Source organism: Streptomyces sp. Ncost-T10-10d (assembly GCF_900091955.1).
Taxonomy (GTDB): Bacteria; Actinomycetota; Actinomycetes; order Streptomycetales; family Streptomycetaceae; genus Streptomyces.
Genome location: NZ_FMDF01000209.1, coordinates 1 through 14,862 on the forward strand (window position 1 = coordinate 1; position 14,862 = coordinate 14,862).

Annotated in this window: 16 protein-coding genes and 2 pseudogenes; 7 read left to right on the forward strand and 11 right to left on the reverse strand. The window is 69.8% G+C overall.

Annotated features, from left to right (window positions below):
- A pseudogene (locus tag GA0115254_RS46920) lies at positions 1-334 on the reverse strand (CU044_2847 family protein); the annotation flags it as partial.
- 185 nt (positions 335-519) lie between these two features.
- On the opposite strand from GA0115254_RS46920, the gene GA0115254_RS36395 reads away from it, so the two are divergent.
- Positions 520-702, forward strand: coding sequence for a DUF6104 family protein (locus tag GA0115254_RS36395; RefSeq protein WP_014176503.1), 183 nt, complete (start codon positions 520-522; stop codon positions 700-702).
- On the opposite strand, the pseudogene GA0115254_RS36400 reads toward GA0115254_RS36395, so the two are convergent.
- Positions 703-1,536: pseudogene (locus GA0115254_RS36400) on the reverse strand (hypothetical protein).
- A 163-nt stretch (positions 1,537-1,699) separates the two neighbouring features.
- Here GA0115254_RS36400 and GA0115254_RS36405 point away from each other — a divergent pair.
- Together GA0115254_RS36405 and GA0115254_RS36410 are read left to right on the forward strand one after the other, a co-directional pair.
- Complete coding sequence (locus GA0115254_RS36405; RefSeq protein WP_093899542.1) at positions 1,700-2,557, forward strand: DUF4097 family beta strand repeat-containing protein; 858 nt, start codon at positions 1,700-1,702, stop codon at positions 2,555-2,557.
- A gap of 1 nt (position 2,558) precedes the next feature.
- Positions 2,559-3,542, forward strand: a complete 984-nt coding sequence (locus tag GA0115254_RS36410) for a PadR family transcriptional regulator (RefSeq protein WP_093899543.1) — start codon at positions 2,559-2,561, stop codon at positions 3,540-3,542.
- A gap of 27 nt (positions 3,543-3,569) precedes the next feature.
- Here GA0115254_RS36410 and GA0115254_RS36415 read toward each other — a convergent pair whose 3' ends face one another.
- The 5 genes from GA0115254_RS36415 to GA0115254_RS36435 form a co-directional block, all read right to left on the reverse strand.
- Positions 3,570-4,148 (reverse strand): Clp protease N-terminal domain-containing protein, encoded by a 579-nt coding sequence (locus tag GA0115254_RS36415; RefSeq protein ID WP_093899544.1) that lies wholly within the window; start codon positions 4,146-4,148, stop codon positions 3,570-3,572.
- Complete coding sequence (locus GA0115254_RS36420) at positions 4,148-4,357, reverse strand: sigma factor-like helix-turn-helix DNA-binding protein (protein ID WP_093899545.1); 210 nt, start codon at positions 4,355-4,357, stop codon at positions 4,148-4,150. Before GA0115254_RS36420 ends, GA0115254_RS36415 begins: the two co-directional genes overlap by 1 nt.
- Before the next feature lie 67 nt (positions 4,358-4,424).
- Complete coding sequence (locus GA0115254_RS36425) at positions 4,425-5,813, reverse strand: cellulase family glycosylhydrolase (RefSeq protein WP_093899546.1); 1,389 nt, start codon at positions 5,811-5,813, stop codon at positions 4,425-4,427.
- 62 nt (positions 5,814-5,875) lie between these two features.
- Positions 5,876-6,841 (reverse strand): zinc-binding dehydrogenase, encoded by a 966-nt coding sequence (locus tag GA0115254_RS36430; RefSeq protein WP_093899547.1) that lies wholly within the window; start codon positions 6,839-6,841, stop codon positions 5,876-5,878.
- Positions 6,842-7,057: 216 nt separating this feature from the next.
- Positions 7,058-8,269, reverse strand: a complete 1,212-nt coding sequence (locus GA0115254_RS36435; protein WP_093899548.1) for an NAD(P)-dependent malic enzyme — start codon at positions 8,267-8,269, stop codon at positions 7,058-7,060.
- Between the two features lie 519 nt (positions 8,270-8,788).
- Between GA0115254_RS36435 and GA0115254_RS36440 the strand changes: the two genes are divergently transcribed.
- The 3 genes from GA0115254_RS36440 to GA0115254_RS36450 are packed head-to-tail and all read left to right on the forward strand — an operon-like array spanning position 8,789 to position 11,477.
- The gene (locus GA0115254_RS36440) at positions 8,789-9,739 is read left to right on the forward strand and encodes an ABC transporter substrate-binding protein (protein WP_093899549.1); all 951 of its coding nucleotides are present in this window, start codon (positions 8,789-8,791) and stop codon (positions 9,737-9,739) included.
- Between the two features lie 29 nt (positions 9,740-9,768).
- Entirely contained in the window at positions 9,769-10,719 is a 951-nt protein-coding gene (locus tag GA0115254_RS36445; protein WP_093899550.1) for an amino acid ABC transporter permease, read from the forward strand.
- Positions 10,716-11,477, forward strand: coding sequence for an amino acid ABC transporter ATP-binding protein (locus tag GA0115254_RS36450; RefSeq protein ID WP_093899551.1), 762 nt, complete (start codon positions 10,716-10,718; stop codon positions 11,475-11,477). The genes GA0115254_RS36445 and GA0115254_RS36450 overlap by 4 nt, the downstream gene beginning before the upstream one ends.
- 88 nt (positions 11,478-11,565) lie before the next feature.
- Here GA0115254_RS36450 and GA0115254_RS36455 read toward each other — a convergent pair whose 3' ends face one another.
- From GA0115254_RS36455 to GA0115254_RS36465, 3 genes are all read right to left on the reverse strand, one after another.
- Positions 11,566-12,333, reverse strand: coding sequence for a hypothetical protein (locus GA0115254_RS36455; RefSeq protein WP_093899552.1), 768 nt, complete (start codon positions 12,331-12,333; stop codon positions 11,566-11,568).
- Positions 12,330-12,818: a sigma-70 family RNA polymerase sigma factor gene (locus GA0115254_RS36460; protein ID WP_093899553.1), complete on the reverse strand. Its 489-nt coding sequence runs from the start codon at positions 12,816-12,818 to the stop codon at positions 12,330-12,332. Before GA0115254_RS36460 ends, GA0115254_RS36455 begins: the two co-directional genes overlap by 4 nt.
- 145 nt (positions 12,819-12,963) lie before the next feature.
- Positions 12,964-13,767, reverse strand: a complete 804-nt coding sequence (locus tag GA0115254_RS36465) for a class I SAM-dependent methyltransferase (protein WP_176740434.1) — start codon at positions 13,765-13,767, stop codon at positions 12,964-12,966.
- Between the two features lie 48 nt (positions 13,768-13,815).
- Here GA0115254_RS36465 and GA0115254_RS36470 point away from each other — a divergent pair, with 48 nt between their 5' ends.
- A complete protein-coding gene (locus tag GA0115254_RS36470; protein WP_093899555.1) occupies positions 13,816-14,445 on the forward strand; it encodes a CGNR zinc finger domain-containing protein in 630 nt (209 codons plus the stop codon).
- Here GA0115254_RS36470 and sodX read toward each other — a convergent pair.
- Positions 14,349-14,807 carry a nickel-type superoxide dismutase maturation protease gene (gene sodX, locus GA0115254_RS36475; RefSeq protein ID WP_176740437.1) on the reverse strand — a complete coding sequence of 153 codons (459 nt, stop codon included), beginning with the start codon at positions 14,805-14,807 and terminating at the stop codon, positions 14,349-14,351. The two genes, GA0115254_RS36470 and sodX, sit on opposite strands and share 97 nt — an antisense overlap.
- Positions 14,808-14,862 lie beyond the last annotated feature (55 nt).

Consider the following 14,862-nt stretch of genomic DNA (forward strand, 5'->3'; position numbering starts at 1 on the left):
CAGCGTGACCTTGATGCCGCCCTTGGCCTCGCCGTCCGCGAGCAGGCCGACGACCTTGCCCGCCTTCGCGGTGAGCTCGATGCCGAATTCGACGCTGACCTCGTCGGGCCGCACCGCCCGCAACGGCTCGGCGAGCGAACGCGCGACGCTGGTCACGACGGCCTGGAGGCTCTCGACCCGGGCCTGCACCTGCTCGGCGAAGTCCCCGTAGCCGATGTCCGTGAACGCCGGCCCCGGCGGGCTTCGTCAGCTCCTCCGCCCCGGAGATCCGCGCCCAGACCGGTGTGCCGTCCGGCATCTCGATACGCGTGATACGAGCCCCGCCGTCACCCATGAAAACCCCCGTTCCCCCAACTACCCGCAGGCTAACGGCAGTACGCCGCCGATGCGAGAGACATGGAGCATGACGCCGGGGCTCGGCGGGCCGGTTCTCGACGGACTCGCGCGGCTGCCGCGGACCGCGCCCGAGGACGTACTCCCGGCCTTCGCGGGGCTGTCACCAGGCATTAGGCTTGCCGCATGTACTTCACCGACCGCGGTATCGAGGAACTGGAGAAGCGGCGAGGCGAGGAAGAGATCACTTTCGAGTGGCTCGCCGAGCAGCTGCGTACGTTCGTCGATCTCAATCCCGATTTCGAGGTGCCGGTCGAGCGCCTCGCCACCTGGCTGGCCCGTCTCGACGACGAGGACGAGGACGAGTAGTCAGGCCGGCCCGACGCCATCGGCCCCGTCGGCCCCGAACCGGTCGTAGGCGAGTCCGAGCGCTCCGTGCGCCATCAGCAACACCCCCGCCAGGACCCGGCCGCCACCGCGGCGGCTCATCCCCCGGAGGGCGAGCGGCAGCCCGGCCGCCACCTGGGCGCCGCCCGGTACGCGGGCTCCGGGCCGCGCGTCCAGGGGCCGAGGCCGCTGCTCTCGACCGTGTCGGGTTCGACCTTCACCGCCTCGCGCCGGCCGGTCCAGTCGATCGGTTGCGCTTCGGGCCGGTCGTCGGCCGCCGCGTACAGGCGGTCGCCGGGCGTGTCCGGGTCCAGGCCGGGCGGGAGGGCCAGGCCGATGCGGCCGAGGACGGCGAGCAGTCCGCACAGCCGGATGCGGGCATCGGCGTCCGGGTCAGTCCTTCGAGCGCCTGGACATCCGGTACCGGGTCGAGGCCCAGCCGCTCGGCGGACGTACGCATGGCCTCGTCCTCACCGACCGGCGTGCCGTCCGCGAGCCGGACGTATCCGACCGGGCGCCGGAATCCGGACGCGAGCGCATGGCCGGCCCGGCCGCCGTCCCACCATGGGGCGAGGACGGGCCGACCGCGAGCGCCGTGGCCCGGCCGGCCATGACCCGGTCGACCGGCTCCGCCCCCGTGCCCCCGTGCCCCCCGCCATCGTTCAGCCAGGGCTTTCCCGCGGGTACGAGGACGGACCACCTGTCTCCCGCGGGTGCGAGCAGCGTCTGCTCGCACGGCAGAGGGGCCACCGGCCGTACGTCCTCGGGTTCGGCACGACACAGCAGCAGCGCCCCCTCGGGGGATGTTGCGTTCATGCCCCACACGTAGGGCAATTTGCCCATATTTAGCACCCTTTGATGGACCAACGGCGCAGCGGCACCCCTCGGCTTCCCTTGACTTCCCCGATCCGCGATATATCGTGTTCTGCAAGAGACGCGATATGTTGCGTCGCTCCGCGTTCCCCGGGAGGTCAGATCCATGCCTGTGTCGACATGGGCCATCGCCGAGCCCCAGAAGCTGACCTTCGACGACCCCGTGACGTCGCTCAATGTGCGCATCGTCGGGGGCGCCGTCAATGTCGTCGGCACCGAGGAGCCGACCGCCCGGCTGGAGGTCTCCGCGATCGAGGGCCCGCCGCTGATCGTGACCCTGGAGGACGGCGCCCTCACGGTCGCGTACGAGGGCCTGCCGTGGAACGACTTCCTCAAGTGGTTCGACCTCAAGGGCTGGCACCGCAGCGCGGTCGTCTCGCTCGCCGTGCCGGCCGGGTCGGCGGTGGAGGTGGGTGTGGTCGGTGCCGGAGCTGTCGTATCCGGAATCCGCGGGCGTACGGACGTACGGGGCGTCAGCGGCGACACCACACTCGTCGGGCTCGCAGGTCCGGTCCGGGCCGAGACGGTATCCGGCGGTGTGGAGGCCCAGTCGGTCACCGGCGATCTGCGCTTCCAGACGGTCTCGGGCGATCTGACGGTCGTCGAGGGCGCCGGGGCCTCGGTACGGGCGGACTCGGTCAGCGGCAACATGGTGCTGGACCTGGACCCGACCGGGAAGCCCACGGACATCCGGCTGGCCACGGTCTCCGGCGAGGTCGCCATCCGGCTGCCGCACCCGGCGGACGCGACGGTCGAGGCGAACACCGCGAGCGGCGCCGTCTCCAACGGCTTCGAGGATCTGCGGGTCAGCGGCCAGTGGGGGGCGAAGAAGATCACCGGCACGCTCGGCGCCGGGACCGGGAAGCTGAGGGCGACGACCGTCTCGGGATCGATCGCCCTGCTGCGCCGCCCACCGGCCGAGGACGATCCGTACGATGCCGAGCCGACCGGAAAGGTGCTCTGACATGCCCCCCGTATTCGCCCACGGCCGCCTCCGCCTCTATCTGCTGAAGCTGCTCGACGAGGCCCCTCGCCATGGCTACGAGGTGATCCGGCTCCTGGAAGAGCGCTTCCAGGGGCTGTACGCGCCCTCGGCGGGCACGGTCTATCCGCGCCTCGCCAAGCTGGAGGCCGAGGGTCTCGTCACCCATGCCACCGAGGGCGGCCGCAAGGTCTACTCGATCACTGACGCGGGCCGCGCCGAACTGGCCGGCCGCACGGCCGAACTCGCCGATCTGGAAATGGAGATCAGGGAATCCGTCTCCGAACTCGCCGCCGAGATCCGGGACGATGTCCGCGGCGCCGCCGGCAAGCTGCGCAGCGAGATGCGGGCCGCGGCGCACGAGACCAGGCACACCTCCGGCGGCCCCACCGGCCGCAAGGGCGACCGGGAGTCCGTCTTCGGTGACCTCGGCGACTTCGGCGACAAGGAGGCATGGCGCGCCGCGAAGGAGGAGCTGCGCAAGGCCAAGCACGAGTGGAAGGAGCAGGCCCGCCGGGCGAAGGACGAGTCCCGCCGTGCCCGCGAGGACGCCCAGCAGGCCCGCCGCCAGGCCAAGGAGGCCCAGGACAGGGCACGCGAGCAGATGCAGAACGCCGCCCGCCAGGTCCAGGAACACTTCGCGCGGGGCGACTGGCCCTCGGGCGTACGGGAGGGGCTGGCCGAGATCACCGGTCAGCTGGGCAGCTTCGCGAGGACGGGCAGCTGGCCCCCGTACACGAAGCCGGAGCCCGCCGACGCCGACCCGGAGTGGGGCAAGGACACCGCAGGGACCGGCGACCCGGCCCGCGATCTGGACCGCCTGCTCGACCGCTTCCGCGACGACATCCGCGACGCGGCCCGGGACCGGGGTGTCACGGAGGAGCAACTGACGGAAGCGCGCCGCCATCTGTCGACGGCGGCGGCCCACATCGGGGCACTGCTCCGGAAGGACGGCGCGGGGAGCTGACGCGGGCCGGGGACGGAGCCCCGGCCCTCAGACCACGGACGACGGGCTCGGATCACCCGCGCCTCCGTCCCCGCCCCCGTACAACGCACGGTTCACCGTCTCGTACGTCGCGCCATGTGCGGCGAGTACGTCGGCGACCACGCCGGGGCAGGCGGTGAGCGCCAGCAGGAGGTGCTCGTCGCCGATGAAACGGTCTCCGCGCCCCACCGCGATCCGCAGCGTCCTCGTCAGGACGTCCTTCGACCCGCGGGTGAACGGGCGACGCCCCGCCCCCCGCCGCCGGGTCCTGTCCAGCGCACCCTCCCCGTGGGCCTCCTCGACACGGGCGACGATCTCGGCGACATCGATGCCGATACCGGCGAGTGCGTCCGTATCGACCCGGGTCAGCCCGCCGCGGCGGCGCGCGGTGACCAGATCGGCCTCGACCGCCGCGCGACGGTCGGCCAGGCCCAGCGAGGTGATGGCGAAGGAGGCCCGGCCGGCCCGCCGGTCCAGCAGGGCGAGCAGCAGATGTTCCTCGGTGACCGCTTCGACGTCGGTCCGTTCGGCATGGGTCACAGCGCCGGTCACGGTCGCCCGGGCACTCTTGGTGAATCGTTCGAACATCAATGCCTCCCGTACTTCTTGTGCACGGCCTGTCGGCTGACGCCCAGCTCGGCCGCGATCTCCTGCCACGACCAGCCCTTCACACGGGCGCTTCTGACTTGCACGGCTTCGAGTTGCTCCAGCAGCCGTCGCAGTGCGGCGACCGCCCGCAGCCCCACCCGGGGGTCGTGGTCACCGGCTCGTGCGGCGAGATCCGTTGCTTCGGTCATGATGTCAACTTACGTTGACACAGCATCCTCGTCAACCGTGGTTGACAAGAATGCTGTGGAGACCGGCTCAGCCATGCGCCGCCCAGGTCACCGTGACCGTGACGCGAGCCCCCTTGCGGGCCCGGACAAGCACCTCTCCCCCGCGCCTTCGGACCGTGGCGTGACCTGCCACCGCGACCCGCCACTCCCCGGCCGTCGGTGGCAGGGAGACCTCCGTGGCGCCCCTGCCGTCGGCCGTGTAGGAGAGCCGGTAGACGCCGGCGCTGTCGTCGTACGTGTCGGTACGGACGATTCCGGCGACGGCGGGCGCGTACGGCGTGGCGGTCCGTTCCTTGTTGGCCGCGAAGGCGCCTTCCTTGTCCAGTGCGCAGTAGCCGCCGCCGTAGCACCACACATAGCCCGCCCAGCCGGAGGTGTAGCGGCTCAGGGAGGCCATTGCGTCCCGGTAGAAGCGGCCCATCCGCGGGAGCGTGTTGTTCAGCGGGCCCCATTCGCCGACGACGACCGGGATGTGCCGCTGCTCCGGGTACACGGTGACGGCGGCCTCGTACGACTCGATCCAGCCCGCCGACGGGTCGTAGTCGCCGCCCGCCTCCATCGCGGTGTTGTAGAAGTGCGGCGCGTAGACAGTGCGGTGGTCCCTGATCGCACCCAGCCCGGTGGGGACGCCCTCACCGACGACGGGAGTGGGTTCGACGAACAGCCAGTTGGCCCGGTCCACCGAACGCACCGCGCGCGCCAGCCTGTTGTACATCGGGGTGAGCTGCTGGTCCTCGATGCGGCGGGCAGCCGTCGCCAGGTCCTCCCCTTCCTCGATCTCCCCCATCGGCTCATTGATGAGGTCGTAGCCGAGGACGGCGGGGTGGTGCTCGTAACGGTCGGCGACGACCTTCCACATGCGCGCCTGGGCACGCTGGAGATCGGGGTCCTCGTAGAGATGGGTGAAGGCACGCTGCACGGCGGGCTCGAAGTACTCGGCGAACCAGTCGTCGGGGTGCGGGGTGAAGGGCAGACCATCGGTACGGGTCGCCCAGGCCGGGATGCCGCGGTGGCCGAACGCGGGGCCGAAGACGTCCTGGTGGGCGTCGAGCAGCACCTGGATGTCGTACGTGCGTGCCCAGTCCAGGACCCGGTCGATCCGGCGCAGGTACGCGGCGCTGTAGTGGCCCCGGCGCGGTTCCAGATCGTCCCAGAAGATGAGCAGTCGGGCGAAGTCGAAGCCCTTGGCGCGCAGATCGCGGAAGTGCTTCTCGGTGATGGCTGTCAGCGCCTGGTCACCGCGGTGCGCCTTGTCCTCGACGTTCCATCCGCGCAGGGTGAGGGTTCGGCCCTCGTCGTCGGTGAGGCGGGGGATGCCGGTCCGGTCCGGTGGTGCGGGCTGTGCGTCGGCGGCGGGGGCGAGGACCCCCGCCGCGAGCACGGACGAAGTGACGATCGAGGTGAGTACGCTGCCCATCCGCGTCCGCATTCGCATTCGCATTCGCATGGCGCAGATGAGAACAGCTCACCCCGAACACCTCAAGAGCAGGTGAGCACAATCTTTCCGAACTGGTCGCCCGCGGCCAGCCGTTCGAATCCCTCGCGGGCCCGGTCCAGCGGCAGCACCTCGTCGATGACCGGCCGCACGCCGGTCGTCGCGCAGAACGCCAGCAGATCCTCCAGCTCGTCCTTGGAGCCCATGGTCGAGCCGACGATCTTCAGCTCCAGGAAGAAGATCCGGGTCAGCTCGGCGTGCGAGGGCCGGTCGCCGCTGGTCGCGCCGGAGATGACGAGCGTGCCGCCGGGGCGCAGCGACTTCACCGAGTGGGACCAGGTGGCGGCGCCGACCGTTTCGATGACCGCGTCGACGCGCTGCGGCAGCCGCGCGCCCGGCTCGTACGCCTCGATCGCACCGAGTTCGACGGCGCGCTTGCGCTTGGCCTCGTCGCGGCTGGTGGCGTAGATCCGCAGCCCGGCCGCCCGGCCGAGCACGATCGCGGCGGTGGCGACGCCGCCGCCCGCGCCCTGGACGAGGACCGAATCGCCGGGACGCACCCCGGCGTTGGTGAAGAGCATCCGGTATGCGGTGAGCCAGGCGGTCGGCAGACAGGCGGCCTGTTCGAAGGTGAGCTCCTTCGGCTTGGGCAGCACATTCCAGCTGGGGACGGTGACCTGCTCGGCGAAGGTGCCCTGATAGCGCTCGGTGAGAATGGAGCGGGGTTCTTCCGGGCCGACGCCGTGCCCGGTCTGCCCGATGACGGAGTGCAGGACGACCTCGTTGCCGTCCTCGTCGATCCCTGCGGCGTCGCAGCCGAGAATCATCGGCAGCTTGTCCTCGGCGAGGCCGACGCCGCGCAGGGACCAGAGATCGTGATGGTTGAGGGAAGCGGCCCGGACGCTGACGGTCGTCCAGCCCGGACGCGCCACGGGGGCGGGGCGTTCGCCCAGCTCAAGGCCGTTGAGGGGGTGGTCGCGGTCGATGCGGGATGCGTAGGCGGCGAACATGGCCTTGACGATAGGCCGGGGCGCGCGTCGGCGTAACCAGCCACGGGTGTGACGCGCACCGCGCGGGGGGGCGGGGCAGAATCAGCCCCTCCGGCGATCAAGGAGCGGGGGTCCGAGTGCGGAGCCCCCGGTCACGGAAAGGGGCGGGGTGGGGACGAGCCCGCCGCAGGCGCACCCCGCACCCGGGAACCCGTACCCCGTTCCCCGCCCCGGCCCTCAGCGCCGAGCCACGCCCTCCGCCCGCGCCGCCGCGGCCACAGCGGCCGTGACCGCAGGAGCCACCCGCTCGTCGAACGGCGACGGAATCACGTAGTCCGCCGCGAGCTCGTCGCCCACGACATCCGCCAGCGCATTCGCCGCAGCGATCTTCATACCCTCGGTGATCCGGGAGGCCCGGACCTGGAGGGCACCGGCGAAGATGCCGGGGAAGGCCAGCACATTGTTGATCTGGTTCGGGTAGTCGGAACGCCCGGTCGCCACGACGGCCGCGTACTTGTGCGCGATGTCGGGGTGGACCTCGGGGTTCGGATTCGCCATGGCGAAGACGAACGCGCCCGGTGCCATCGAGGCGACGGCCGCCTCGGGCACCGTACCGCCGGAAACCCCGATGAAGACGTCCGCGCCGGCCAGCGCGCTCTCCACCGGGCCGGAGATCCCGGCCCGGTTCGTGAGCTCGGCCAGCTCGCGCTTGACGTCCGTCAGGTCCTCGCGGTCCCGGCTGACAATGCCCTTGCGGTCGGCCACGGCGACATCGCCGAGCCCCGCCTCCAGCAGGAACTTGGCGATGGCCACCCCGGCCGCACCGGCGCCGGAGATGACGCCGCGCAGCTCGCCGAGGCTCCGGCCGGACAGCTTCGCGGCGTTGCGCAGGGCCGCGAGCGTCACGACGGCGGTGCCGTGCTGGTCGTCGTGGAAGACCGGGATGTCGAGCCGCTCCTGCAGCTTGCGCTCGATCTCGAAGCAGCGCGGCGCCGAGATGTCCTCCAGGTTCACGCCGCCGAAGGACGGCGCGAGCCGGACGACCGTCTCGACGATCTCGTCCGCGTCGGTGGTCGCGAGCGCGATCGGGACCGCGTCGACGCCGCCGAACTGCTTGAACAGAATCGCCTTGCCCTCCATCACGGGGAGGGACGCCTCGGGACCGATGTCGCCGAGGCCGAGGACCGCGGTGCCGTCCGTCACGACGGCGACGACCTGCGATTTCCAGGTGTAGTCGTGGACCAGCTCGGGATTCTCGGCGATGGCGCTGCACACCTTGGCGACGCCGGGCGTGTAGGCGAGGGACAGGTCGTCCTTGTCGCGGACGGGAACGGTGGCCTGCACGGCCATCTTGCCGCCGCGGTGAAGCGCGAAGGCCGGATCGAACGGCTCTTCGGTGGCGTTGTCGGTGGTGCTGTCGCTGCGAGGATTGACGATCTCCGCTGCCATGGTGTTGACCCCTTAAGTCTTCAACGTTTGAGGGTGGCCACTCCTGATTGAGGAGGGGTGGGCGGGCACCGCATACGTTCCCTGCGCCCGGCGGTTGGCCCGCCCCGGCAGGGGGACATACATACGCGCGGGCGCGCCGCACACGCGCCCTGAGCCCCGGATGAGGGGTGTAAAGGTCTTTCTTACCGGACGGACCACGTCACCGACGAGTCCATACCGACGCGGTGATGTGACTCATAGTCGAATATCTGGACAAGTCAGCCAATTGGCGAAATGACGTTCACCGGTCGAGACGCGCCGAAAATCCTCCGGTATCAAGAAGAAAACCCCACAGATGGTCCGGCCTTGATGTACCGGCCCCTTGAGGTTCGGGGATCGCCCGTTACCCGATTTTGACATGACTGGCCCCCTGTTTGGGCAAATTCGAATGGCAAGATGCCGTAATCGCACAGGGCGGCGACATCCGACATCGCGTGTCATACCGCCTGCACCACCCTCACCTGCCGGAGGAACCCGATCATGACCGCAAGCACCACACGTCGTACGGCCGCGAAGTCCCGGATTGCAGCGGTCGGCGCCATCGCGGTCGCCGGCACCATGCTGCTGACCGCCTGTGGCGACCAGACCAAGAGCGGGAACAACAACTCCAGCTCGACGAAGGGCTCCGCGGCCGCCGATCTCCTGCCGCCGGAGATCAAGGCCAAGGGCGTCATCAAGGTCGGCTCGGACATCGCGTACCCGCCGGTCGAGTTCAAGGACAAGTCGGGCGAGACGGTCGGCATCGACCCCGACCTCGGTGCCGCGCTCGGCAAGGAGCTCGGCGTGACGTTCCAGTTCGAGAACGGCACGTTCGACACGCTGATCACCGGCCTGCGCTCCAAGCGCTACGACCTGGCGATGTCGGCGATGACCGACACCAAGGACCGCCAGGAGGGCATCGACTCCGACACCAAGAAGAAGGTCGGCGAGGGAGTCGACTTCGTCGACTACTTCACCGCCGGTGTCTCGATCTACACCAGGAAGGGCGACGACCAGGGCATCAAGACCTGGGCGGACCTCTGCGGCAAGAAGATCGCCGTCCAGCGCGGCACGGTCTCGCACGACCTCGCCAAGTCCGAGTCGAAGAAGTGTACGGGCGGCAAGAAGATCGCCATGGAGACGTTCGACAACGACCTGGAGGCCCAGACCCGGCTGCGCAGCGGCGGCGCCGACGCCGGCTCCTCCGACTTCCCGGTGGCCGCGTACGCGGTGAAGACCTCGGGCGGCGGCAAGGACTTCGAGCTGGTCGGCGAGCAGGTCGAGGCCGCCCCGTACGGCATCGCCGTCGCCAAGGGCAACGACCAGCTGGCCAAGGCCGTTCAGGCGGCCCTGGACGCGATCATCAAGAGCGGCGAGTACGGGAAGATCATCTCCAAGTGGGGCGTCGAGGCCGGCGCGGTCACCGAGGCCAAGCTGAACGGCGGATCCTGAAACGGCTCCGGCGCGGAAAGGCTCTTCCTGTGACTGACATCAAGAAGACGGGCCCGGCCGACCGGCCGCCCATATCCCTCACCCCGGCGGCCGGACCGGAGGCGATCAAGGCCATTCCGGTCCGGCACTACGGCCGGTACGTCTCGGCCGTCATCGCCATCGCCGCACTCGTCGCGATCATCTACGCCTTCAGCCAGGGCAGGATCAACTGGGGTGCGGTCCCCGACTACTTCTTCGACGACCGCATCATCAAGGGCGTCGGCCAGACCCTGCTGCTGACCGCCCTGTCGATGGTGATCGGCATCGTCGGCGGCGTCCTGCTGGCCGTCATGCGGCTGTCGAGGAACCCGGTGACCTCGTCGATCGCCTGGTTCTACATCTGGTTCTTCCGCGGCACCCCGGTCCTGGTCCAGCTGTTCGTCTGGTTCAACCTGGGTCTGGTCTTCGAGTACATCAACCTCGGACCGATCTACAAGGACTACTGGTCGAGCTTCATGACGCCGTTGCTGACGGCGCTGCTCGGCCTGGGGCTCAACGAGGCCGCCTACATGGCGGAGATCTGCCGTGCGGGGCTGCTCTCGGTCGACGAGGGCCAGACGGAGGCGTCGCACGCGCTGGGCATGAGCCACGGCAAGACCCTGCGGCGCGTCGTGATCCCGCAGGCGATGCGGGTGATCGTGCCGCCGACGGGCAATGAAGTCATCAACATGCTCAAGACGACGTCGCTGGTGGCGGCCGTGCAGTTCTACGAACTGTTCAAGTACGCCCAGGACATCGGACAGTCGTCCGGAGCTCCGGTCGAGATGTACTTCCTGGCCGCGGCCTGGTACTTGATCATGACCTCGGTGCTGAGCATCGGCCAGTTCTACCTGGAGCGGTACTACGCACGCGGGTCGAGCCGCAGCCTGCCGCCCACCCCGCTGCAGAAGGTCAGGGCCAACCTGCTGTCCCTGGGCCGCCCGAAGGGAGGCATGGCATGACCGCCATGGTGAAGGCCGAGGGCGTCCACAAGTCCTTCGGCGCCGCGCACATTCTCAAGGGCATCGACCTGGAGGTCGCCCCGCGCGAGGTCTTCTGTCTGATCGGCCCGTCCGGTTCCGGCAAGTCGACCTTCCTGCGGTGCATCAACCACCTGGAGCAGATCAACGCCGGCCGGCTGTACGTCGACGGCGAGCTGGTGGGCTACCGCCAGAAGGGCGACAAGCTCTACGAACTCAAGGACAGCGAAGTCGCTCTGAAGCGCCGGGACATCGGCATGGTCTTCCAGCGCTTCAACCTCTTCCCTCATATGACGGCGATCGAGAACGTCATGGAGGCCCCGGTCCAGGTCAAGGGCGAGGCGAAGGCAGTGGCCAGGGCCCGGGCAGAGCGGCTGCTGGACCGGGTGGGCCTGGCCGACAAGGCCAAGAACTACCCCTCCCAGCTCTCCGGCGGCCAGCAGCAGCGGGTGGCCATCGCCCGCGCCCTGGCCATGGAGCCGAAGCTGATGCTCTTCGACGAACCGACGTCGGCGCTCGACCCGGAGCTGGTGGGCGATGTCCTGGACGTCATGCGCGGTCTCGCGGAGGACGGCATGACGATGATCGTCGTGACCCATGAGATGGGCTTCGCCCGTGAGGTCGGCGATGCGCTGGTCTTCATGGACGACGGCGTGGTGGTCGAGTCTGGCCACCCGCGCGACGTACTGACCGACCCGCAGCACGACCGGACGAAGTCGTTCCTGTCGAAGGTGCTCTAACAGCGCAGAAGGAGGGCGGTACGGACCGATCCGGGTCCGCACCGCCCTCCTCTCCGTGCCCCTGCCCCTGCCCTCTGCTTTCTGTTCTCTACTTCTTCGGCATCAGTTCCGGGCTGAGCATCAGGGTCCGCAGCTGGGCGCGGGTGAGCGGCGGGGTCTTGAGGAGCGGGCCCTGCGCCTGCTTGCTCTTGAGACCGGTGCTGTCGCGGACGGCCAGCAGCCCGCCGTCCTTCAGGGTGAGCCGGCCGACGAGCTCGGGCCCCCACAGGGGTGTGCCCCCGTACTTCATCGGGTCGCTCCAGATGGTCAGCACCCGCCCGTCCGGGAGCTCCTCGCGTACACAGTCCGCCGGACGATGCTCCCCACGGTTCGCCTTGCACAGATCCTCGGCCGGATCGAGTCCGCCGAACTTCTTCGCGACGGACTCCGCGGCCATCATGCTGACGGTGAGATAGCCGACGCCGCCGTCCCTGCGGACGGCGTACTGCCCGTCCAGCGGCCCCACCGGGTGTTCCTTGGCCTGCTCGGGGGTGGCGTTCTTGACGATGACGGCCAGCGAGACCTGTTCGACGCTCCCCACGTCCTTGGGCAGCAGCTTGACCAGCTGCTCGGCCCTGCCGGTGTTCCCCGCGAGCTCGGCCGGGGCCGCCACCGACGACTCCTTCGGCTTCGTCGCCGAGGCGAGGCCCGGTACCGCGACGACTCCGGCGGCGACCACGGCGAGTGCGGCCGCCGATACGGTGACCCGGCGCCGCAGTCGCACCCGGGCGGCTCGGGCGTACACCGCCTGGGTGGAGATGACCGGCTGTCCCGCGTCCGCGGCAACCCGCCCCAACAGCTCATGCACGTCGTTCATACGAACTCCTCTGCCATCTCGGCGCGCAGCGCCGCCAACCCCCGAGCCGCGTGGCTCTTGACCGTGTTCTCCCGCATCCCGAGCAGCTCGGCCGCGGCCTCGACGCTCAGGTCCTCCCAGTAGCGCAGCACCAGTACGGCTCGCTGCTTGGCCGTGAGCCGGGCGAGGGCCGCCCGCACCGCGAGGCCGGTGTCCGTGTCGAGCGCATGGCCCGCGCGGTCGGGCAGTTCGCCGTACGACTGTTCGCGCCGCCAGAACCGGCGGCGGGCCGCGATGTAGGTGTTGACCAGGGTCTTGCGTGCGTACGCCTCGATGTTGTCGAGCCGCCCGTACCGCCGTCCGCCGAGCACCACTTTGACCAGCGTCGCCTGGACCAGGTCCTCGGCCTCGTGCCGGTCGCCGCACAGCAGGTACGCGCTGCGGAACAGCGCGGTACGTCTGCCCTCGACGAAGGCGTGCAGCGCGGCATCATCATCGATCCGCATCGGCGCCCCTCTCCGGGCCCGCGGGTGCGGACCGTCTCACCCTTCCAGTGCGGTGGGACGCACAGCGGGTTGCAGCAGGGGACAGAAAAACGGAAGAGGCAGTACGGGCCACTGCCCGTACCGCCCGTTCCTGGGCATACCGCCGCTACTTCACCGCCAGCACCAGGGTGTCCGACGGCGACGCCCAGACGGCCCGCGCCTCGCCGAACCCCGCCTCGCGCAGGGTGTCGGCGTGCCACCGCACGGACGGCATGTCGCCGTCCGCGTGCTCGCCGTAGATCTTGTACCGCTCCGCGGTCGGCCCGGCGAGGACCGGGTCCTTGGCGGCGAGGGCCCACCAGTCCGCCCAGTCGAGAGCGCCCTGGGCCTTGGCGCGGTCCATGGTTGCGTGGCGATGGGCGCGTTCGGCCGCGTTGATACGGGGGGTCTCGGTGTCGATCATGTGGTCGGCGTTCATGAACAGCCCACCCTCCCTGACGAGCCCGCCGATCCGCCGGTAGAGCGCGGTCAGCGGTTCGGAGTGCAGCCAGTGCAGGGCGGTGGCGGTGAGGACGGCGTCGTACGACTCGTGCGGCAACTTCCCTGCCCAGTCCGGGTCCTTGAGGTCGGCGGTGACGAAGCTGACGCGCTCGTCGCCGTCGAAGTGGCCGCGGGCGATGGCCAGGAGCGCCGGGTCGAGGTCGACGCCCGTGCTGGTGGCCTCGGGGAACCGCTTGAGCAGCCGGTCCGTAATACTTCCCGTACCGCATGCGAGGTCGAGCACTCTCGGTCGAGGCCCGACAATGGCCTCGACCATGTCCAGCATCACCCGGAACCGTTCCTCGCGGTCGGGCATGTACCACTCCTGCTGCCGGTCCCAGCTCGCCTGCCAGGCCGCCCAGTCAGTACCTGTCGTTGTCTCCACCACGAGGAACCTCCCATGTAATACCCTGGAACGAGAAAAGCCCATTACATCGTTCGCTGCATCGACTTTAGACCGACGCCGTAAGGACTACAAGTGGAATTGGCCTATTACTCGGACTATGCCGTGCGTCTGGTCAACACCGAGGAGCCGGACCGCAACAAGGACTCCCTCACCTCCGTCGAGGCGGTCCGCGAGCTGTTCGGCGCCAACCGACAGGCGGCCCGGCGGGCGACCGACGCGGATGTGACCCGTTTCCGGTCCGTACGGGCACGGCTGCGCGCGGTCTTCGAGGCGGCCGACGGCGGTGACGAGACACTCGCCGTCGACCTGCTCAACTCACTGCTGCTGGAGTTCCCGGTCAGCCCGCAGATCTCCGGACACGATCTCCGCGACGAGGACGGCAAGCCGGACTGGCACATGCACCTGGCCGACCACCCGTCGAACGCGACGGCCGGGTACGCCGCCATCGCGGCGATGGGCCTCGCCTTCCATCTCACCTCGTACGGTGTGGACCGGCTCGGCCTGTGCGAGGCGGCGCCGTGCCGCAACGCCTACCTCGACACCTCGACCAACCGCTCCCGCCGCTACTGCTCGGACCGCTGCGCGACCCGCGCCAACGTGGCCGCCTACCGGGCCCGCAAGCGCCTGGAGACGGAACGGGCCGCCGACACCGGCCGCAGCGCGGAGACCGCCCAGGTCACCACACCCCACAGCGACCGCTGATCCTTCTTCAGCGGCCGGTAGCGCGCCCGGACCCTGGCCAGCACGAGCTCCTCGGGCACCGTCCCGTAATCCGTGCTGTCACCGCCCGCGAAGGTGTTGTCGGCCAGCACCCACCAGCCGCCCCGACGGCGCTCGGTGGCCCGCTTGACGATCAGCAGATCCTGCTGGAACGGATGGCGCAGAATCACCACGTCTCCGGGGCGTACCGCCGCCCCGTACTGCACGAGCAGCCAGTCCCCGTCGTGGAGCGTGGGCACCATCGACGGCCCCGTCACCTCCACCACCTGGAACGGCACGCGCGCAGCCAGCCCTCGCCCGGGCTGCTCCTGCGTCAGCTCAGGCAACTCCGGCACCTCCCGCATCTCTCCGGCACCTCCCCGGTCCGTCCAGTACACCGTCCCGTACAGCGTTCCGTAC

Bases quoted from the DNA above. Each gene is read 5' to 3' on its own strand.
- GA0115254_RS36425 (WP_093899546.1), bottom strand. From the start codon at position 5,813: ATGGGCAGCGTACTCACCTCGATCGTCACTTCGTCCGTGCTCGCGGCG.
- GA0115254_RS36405 (WP_093899542.1), top strand. From the start codon at position 1,700: ATGCCTGTGTCGACATGGGCCATCGCCGAGCCCCAGAAGCTGACCTTC.
- GA0115254_RS36450 (WP_093899551.1), top strand. From the start codon at position 10,716: ATGACCGCCATGGTGAAGGCCGAGGGCGTCCACAAGTCCTTCGGCGCC.
- GA0115254_RS36455 (WP_093899552.1), bottom strand. From the start codon at position 12,333: ATGAACGACGTGCATGAGCTGTTGGGGCGGGTTGCCGCGGACGCGGGA.
- GA0115254_RS36395 (WP_014176503.1), top strand. From the start codon at position 520: ATGTACTTCACCGACCGCGGTATCGAGGAACTGGAGAAGCGGCGAGGC.
- GA0115254_RS36410 (WP_093899543.1), top strand. From the start codon at position 2,559: ATGCCCCCCGTATTCGCCCACGGCCGCCTCCGCCTCTATCTGCTGAAG.
- GA0115254_RS36465 (WP_176740434.1), bottom strand. From the start codon at position 13,767: ATGGGCTTTTCTCGTTCCAGGGTATTACATGGGAGGTTCCTCGTGGTG.
- GA0115254_RS36420 (WP_093899545.1), bottom strand. From the start codon at position 4,357: ATGACCGAAGCAACGGATCTCGCCGCACGAGCCGGTGACCACGACCCC.
- GA0115254_RS36460 (WP_093899553.1), bottom strand. From the start codon at position 12,818: ATGCGGATCGATGATGATGCCGCGCTGCACGCCTTCGTCGAGGGCAGA.
- GA0115254_RS36430 (WP_093899547.1), bottom strand. From the start codon at position 6,841: ATGTTCGCCGCCTACGCATCCCGCATCGACCGCGACCACCCCCTCAAC.
- GA0115254_RS36435 (WP_093899548.1), bottom strand. From the start codon at position 8,269: ATGGCAGCGGAGATCGTCAATCCTCGCAGCGACAGCACCACCGACAAC.
- sodX (WP_176740437.1), bottom strand. From the start codon at position 14,807: ATGCGGGAGGTGCCGGAGTTGCCTGAGCTGACGCAGGAGCAGCCCGGG.
- GA0115254_RS36440 (WP_093899549.1), top strand. From the start codon at position 8,789: ATGACCGCAAGCACCACACGTCGTACGGCCGCGAAGTCCCGGATTGCA.
- GA0115254_RS36415 (WP_093899544.1), bottom strand. From the start codon at position 4,148: ATGTTCGAACGATTCACCAAGAGTGCCCGGGCGACCGTGACCGGCGCT.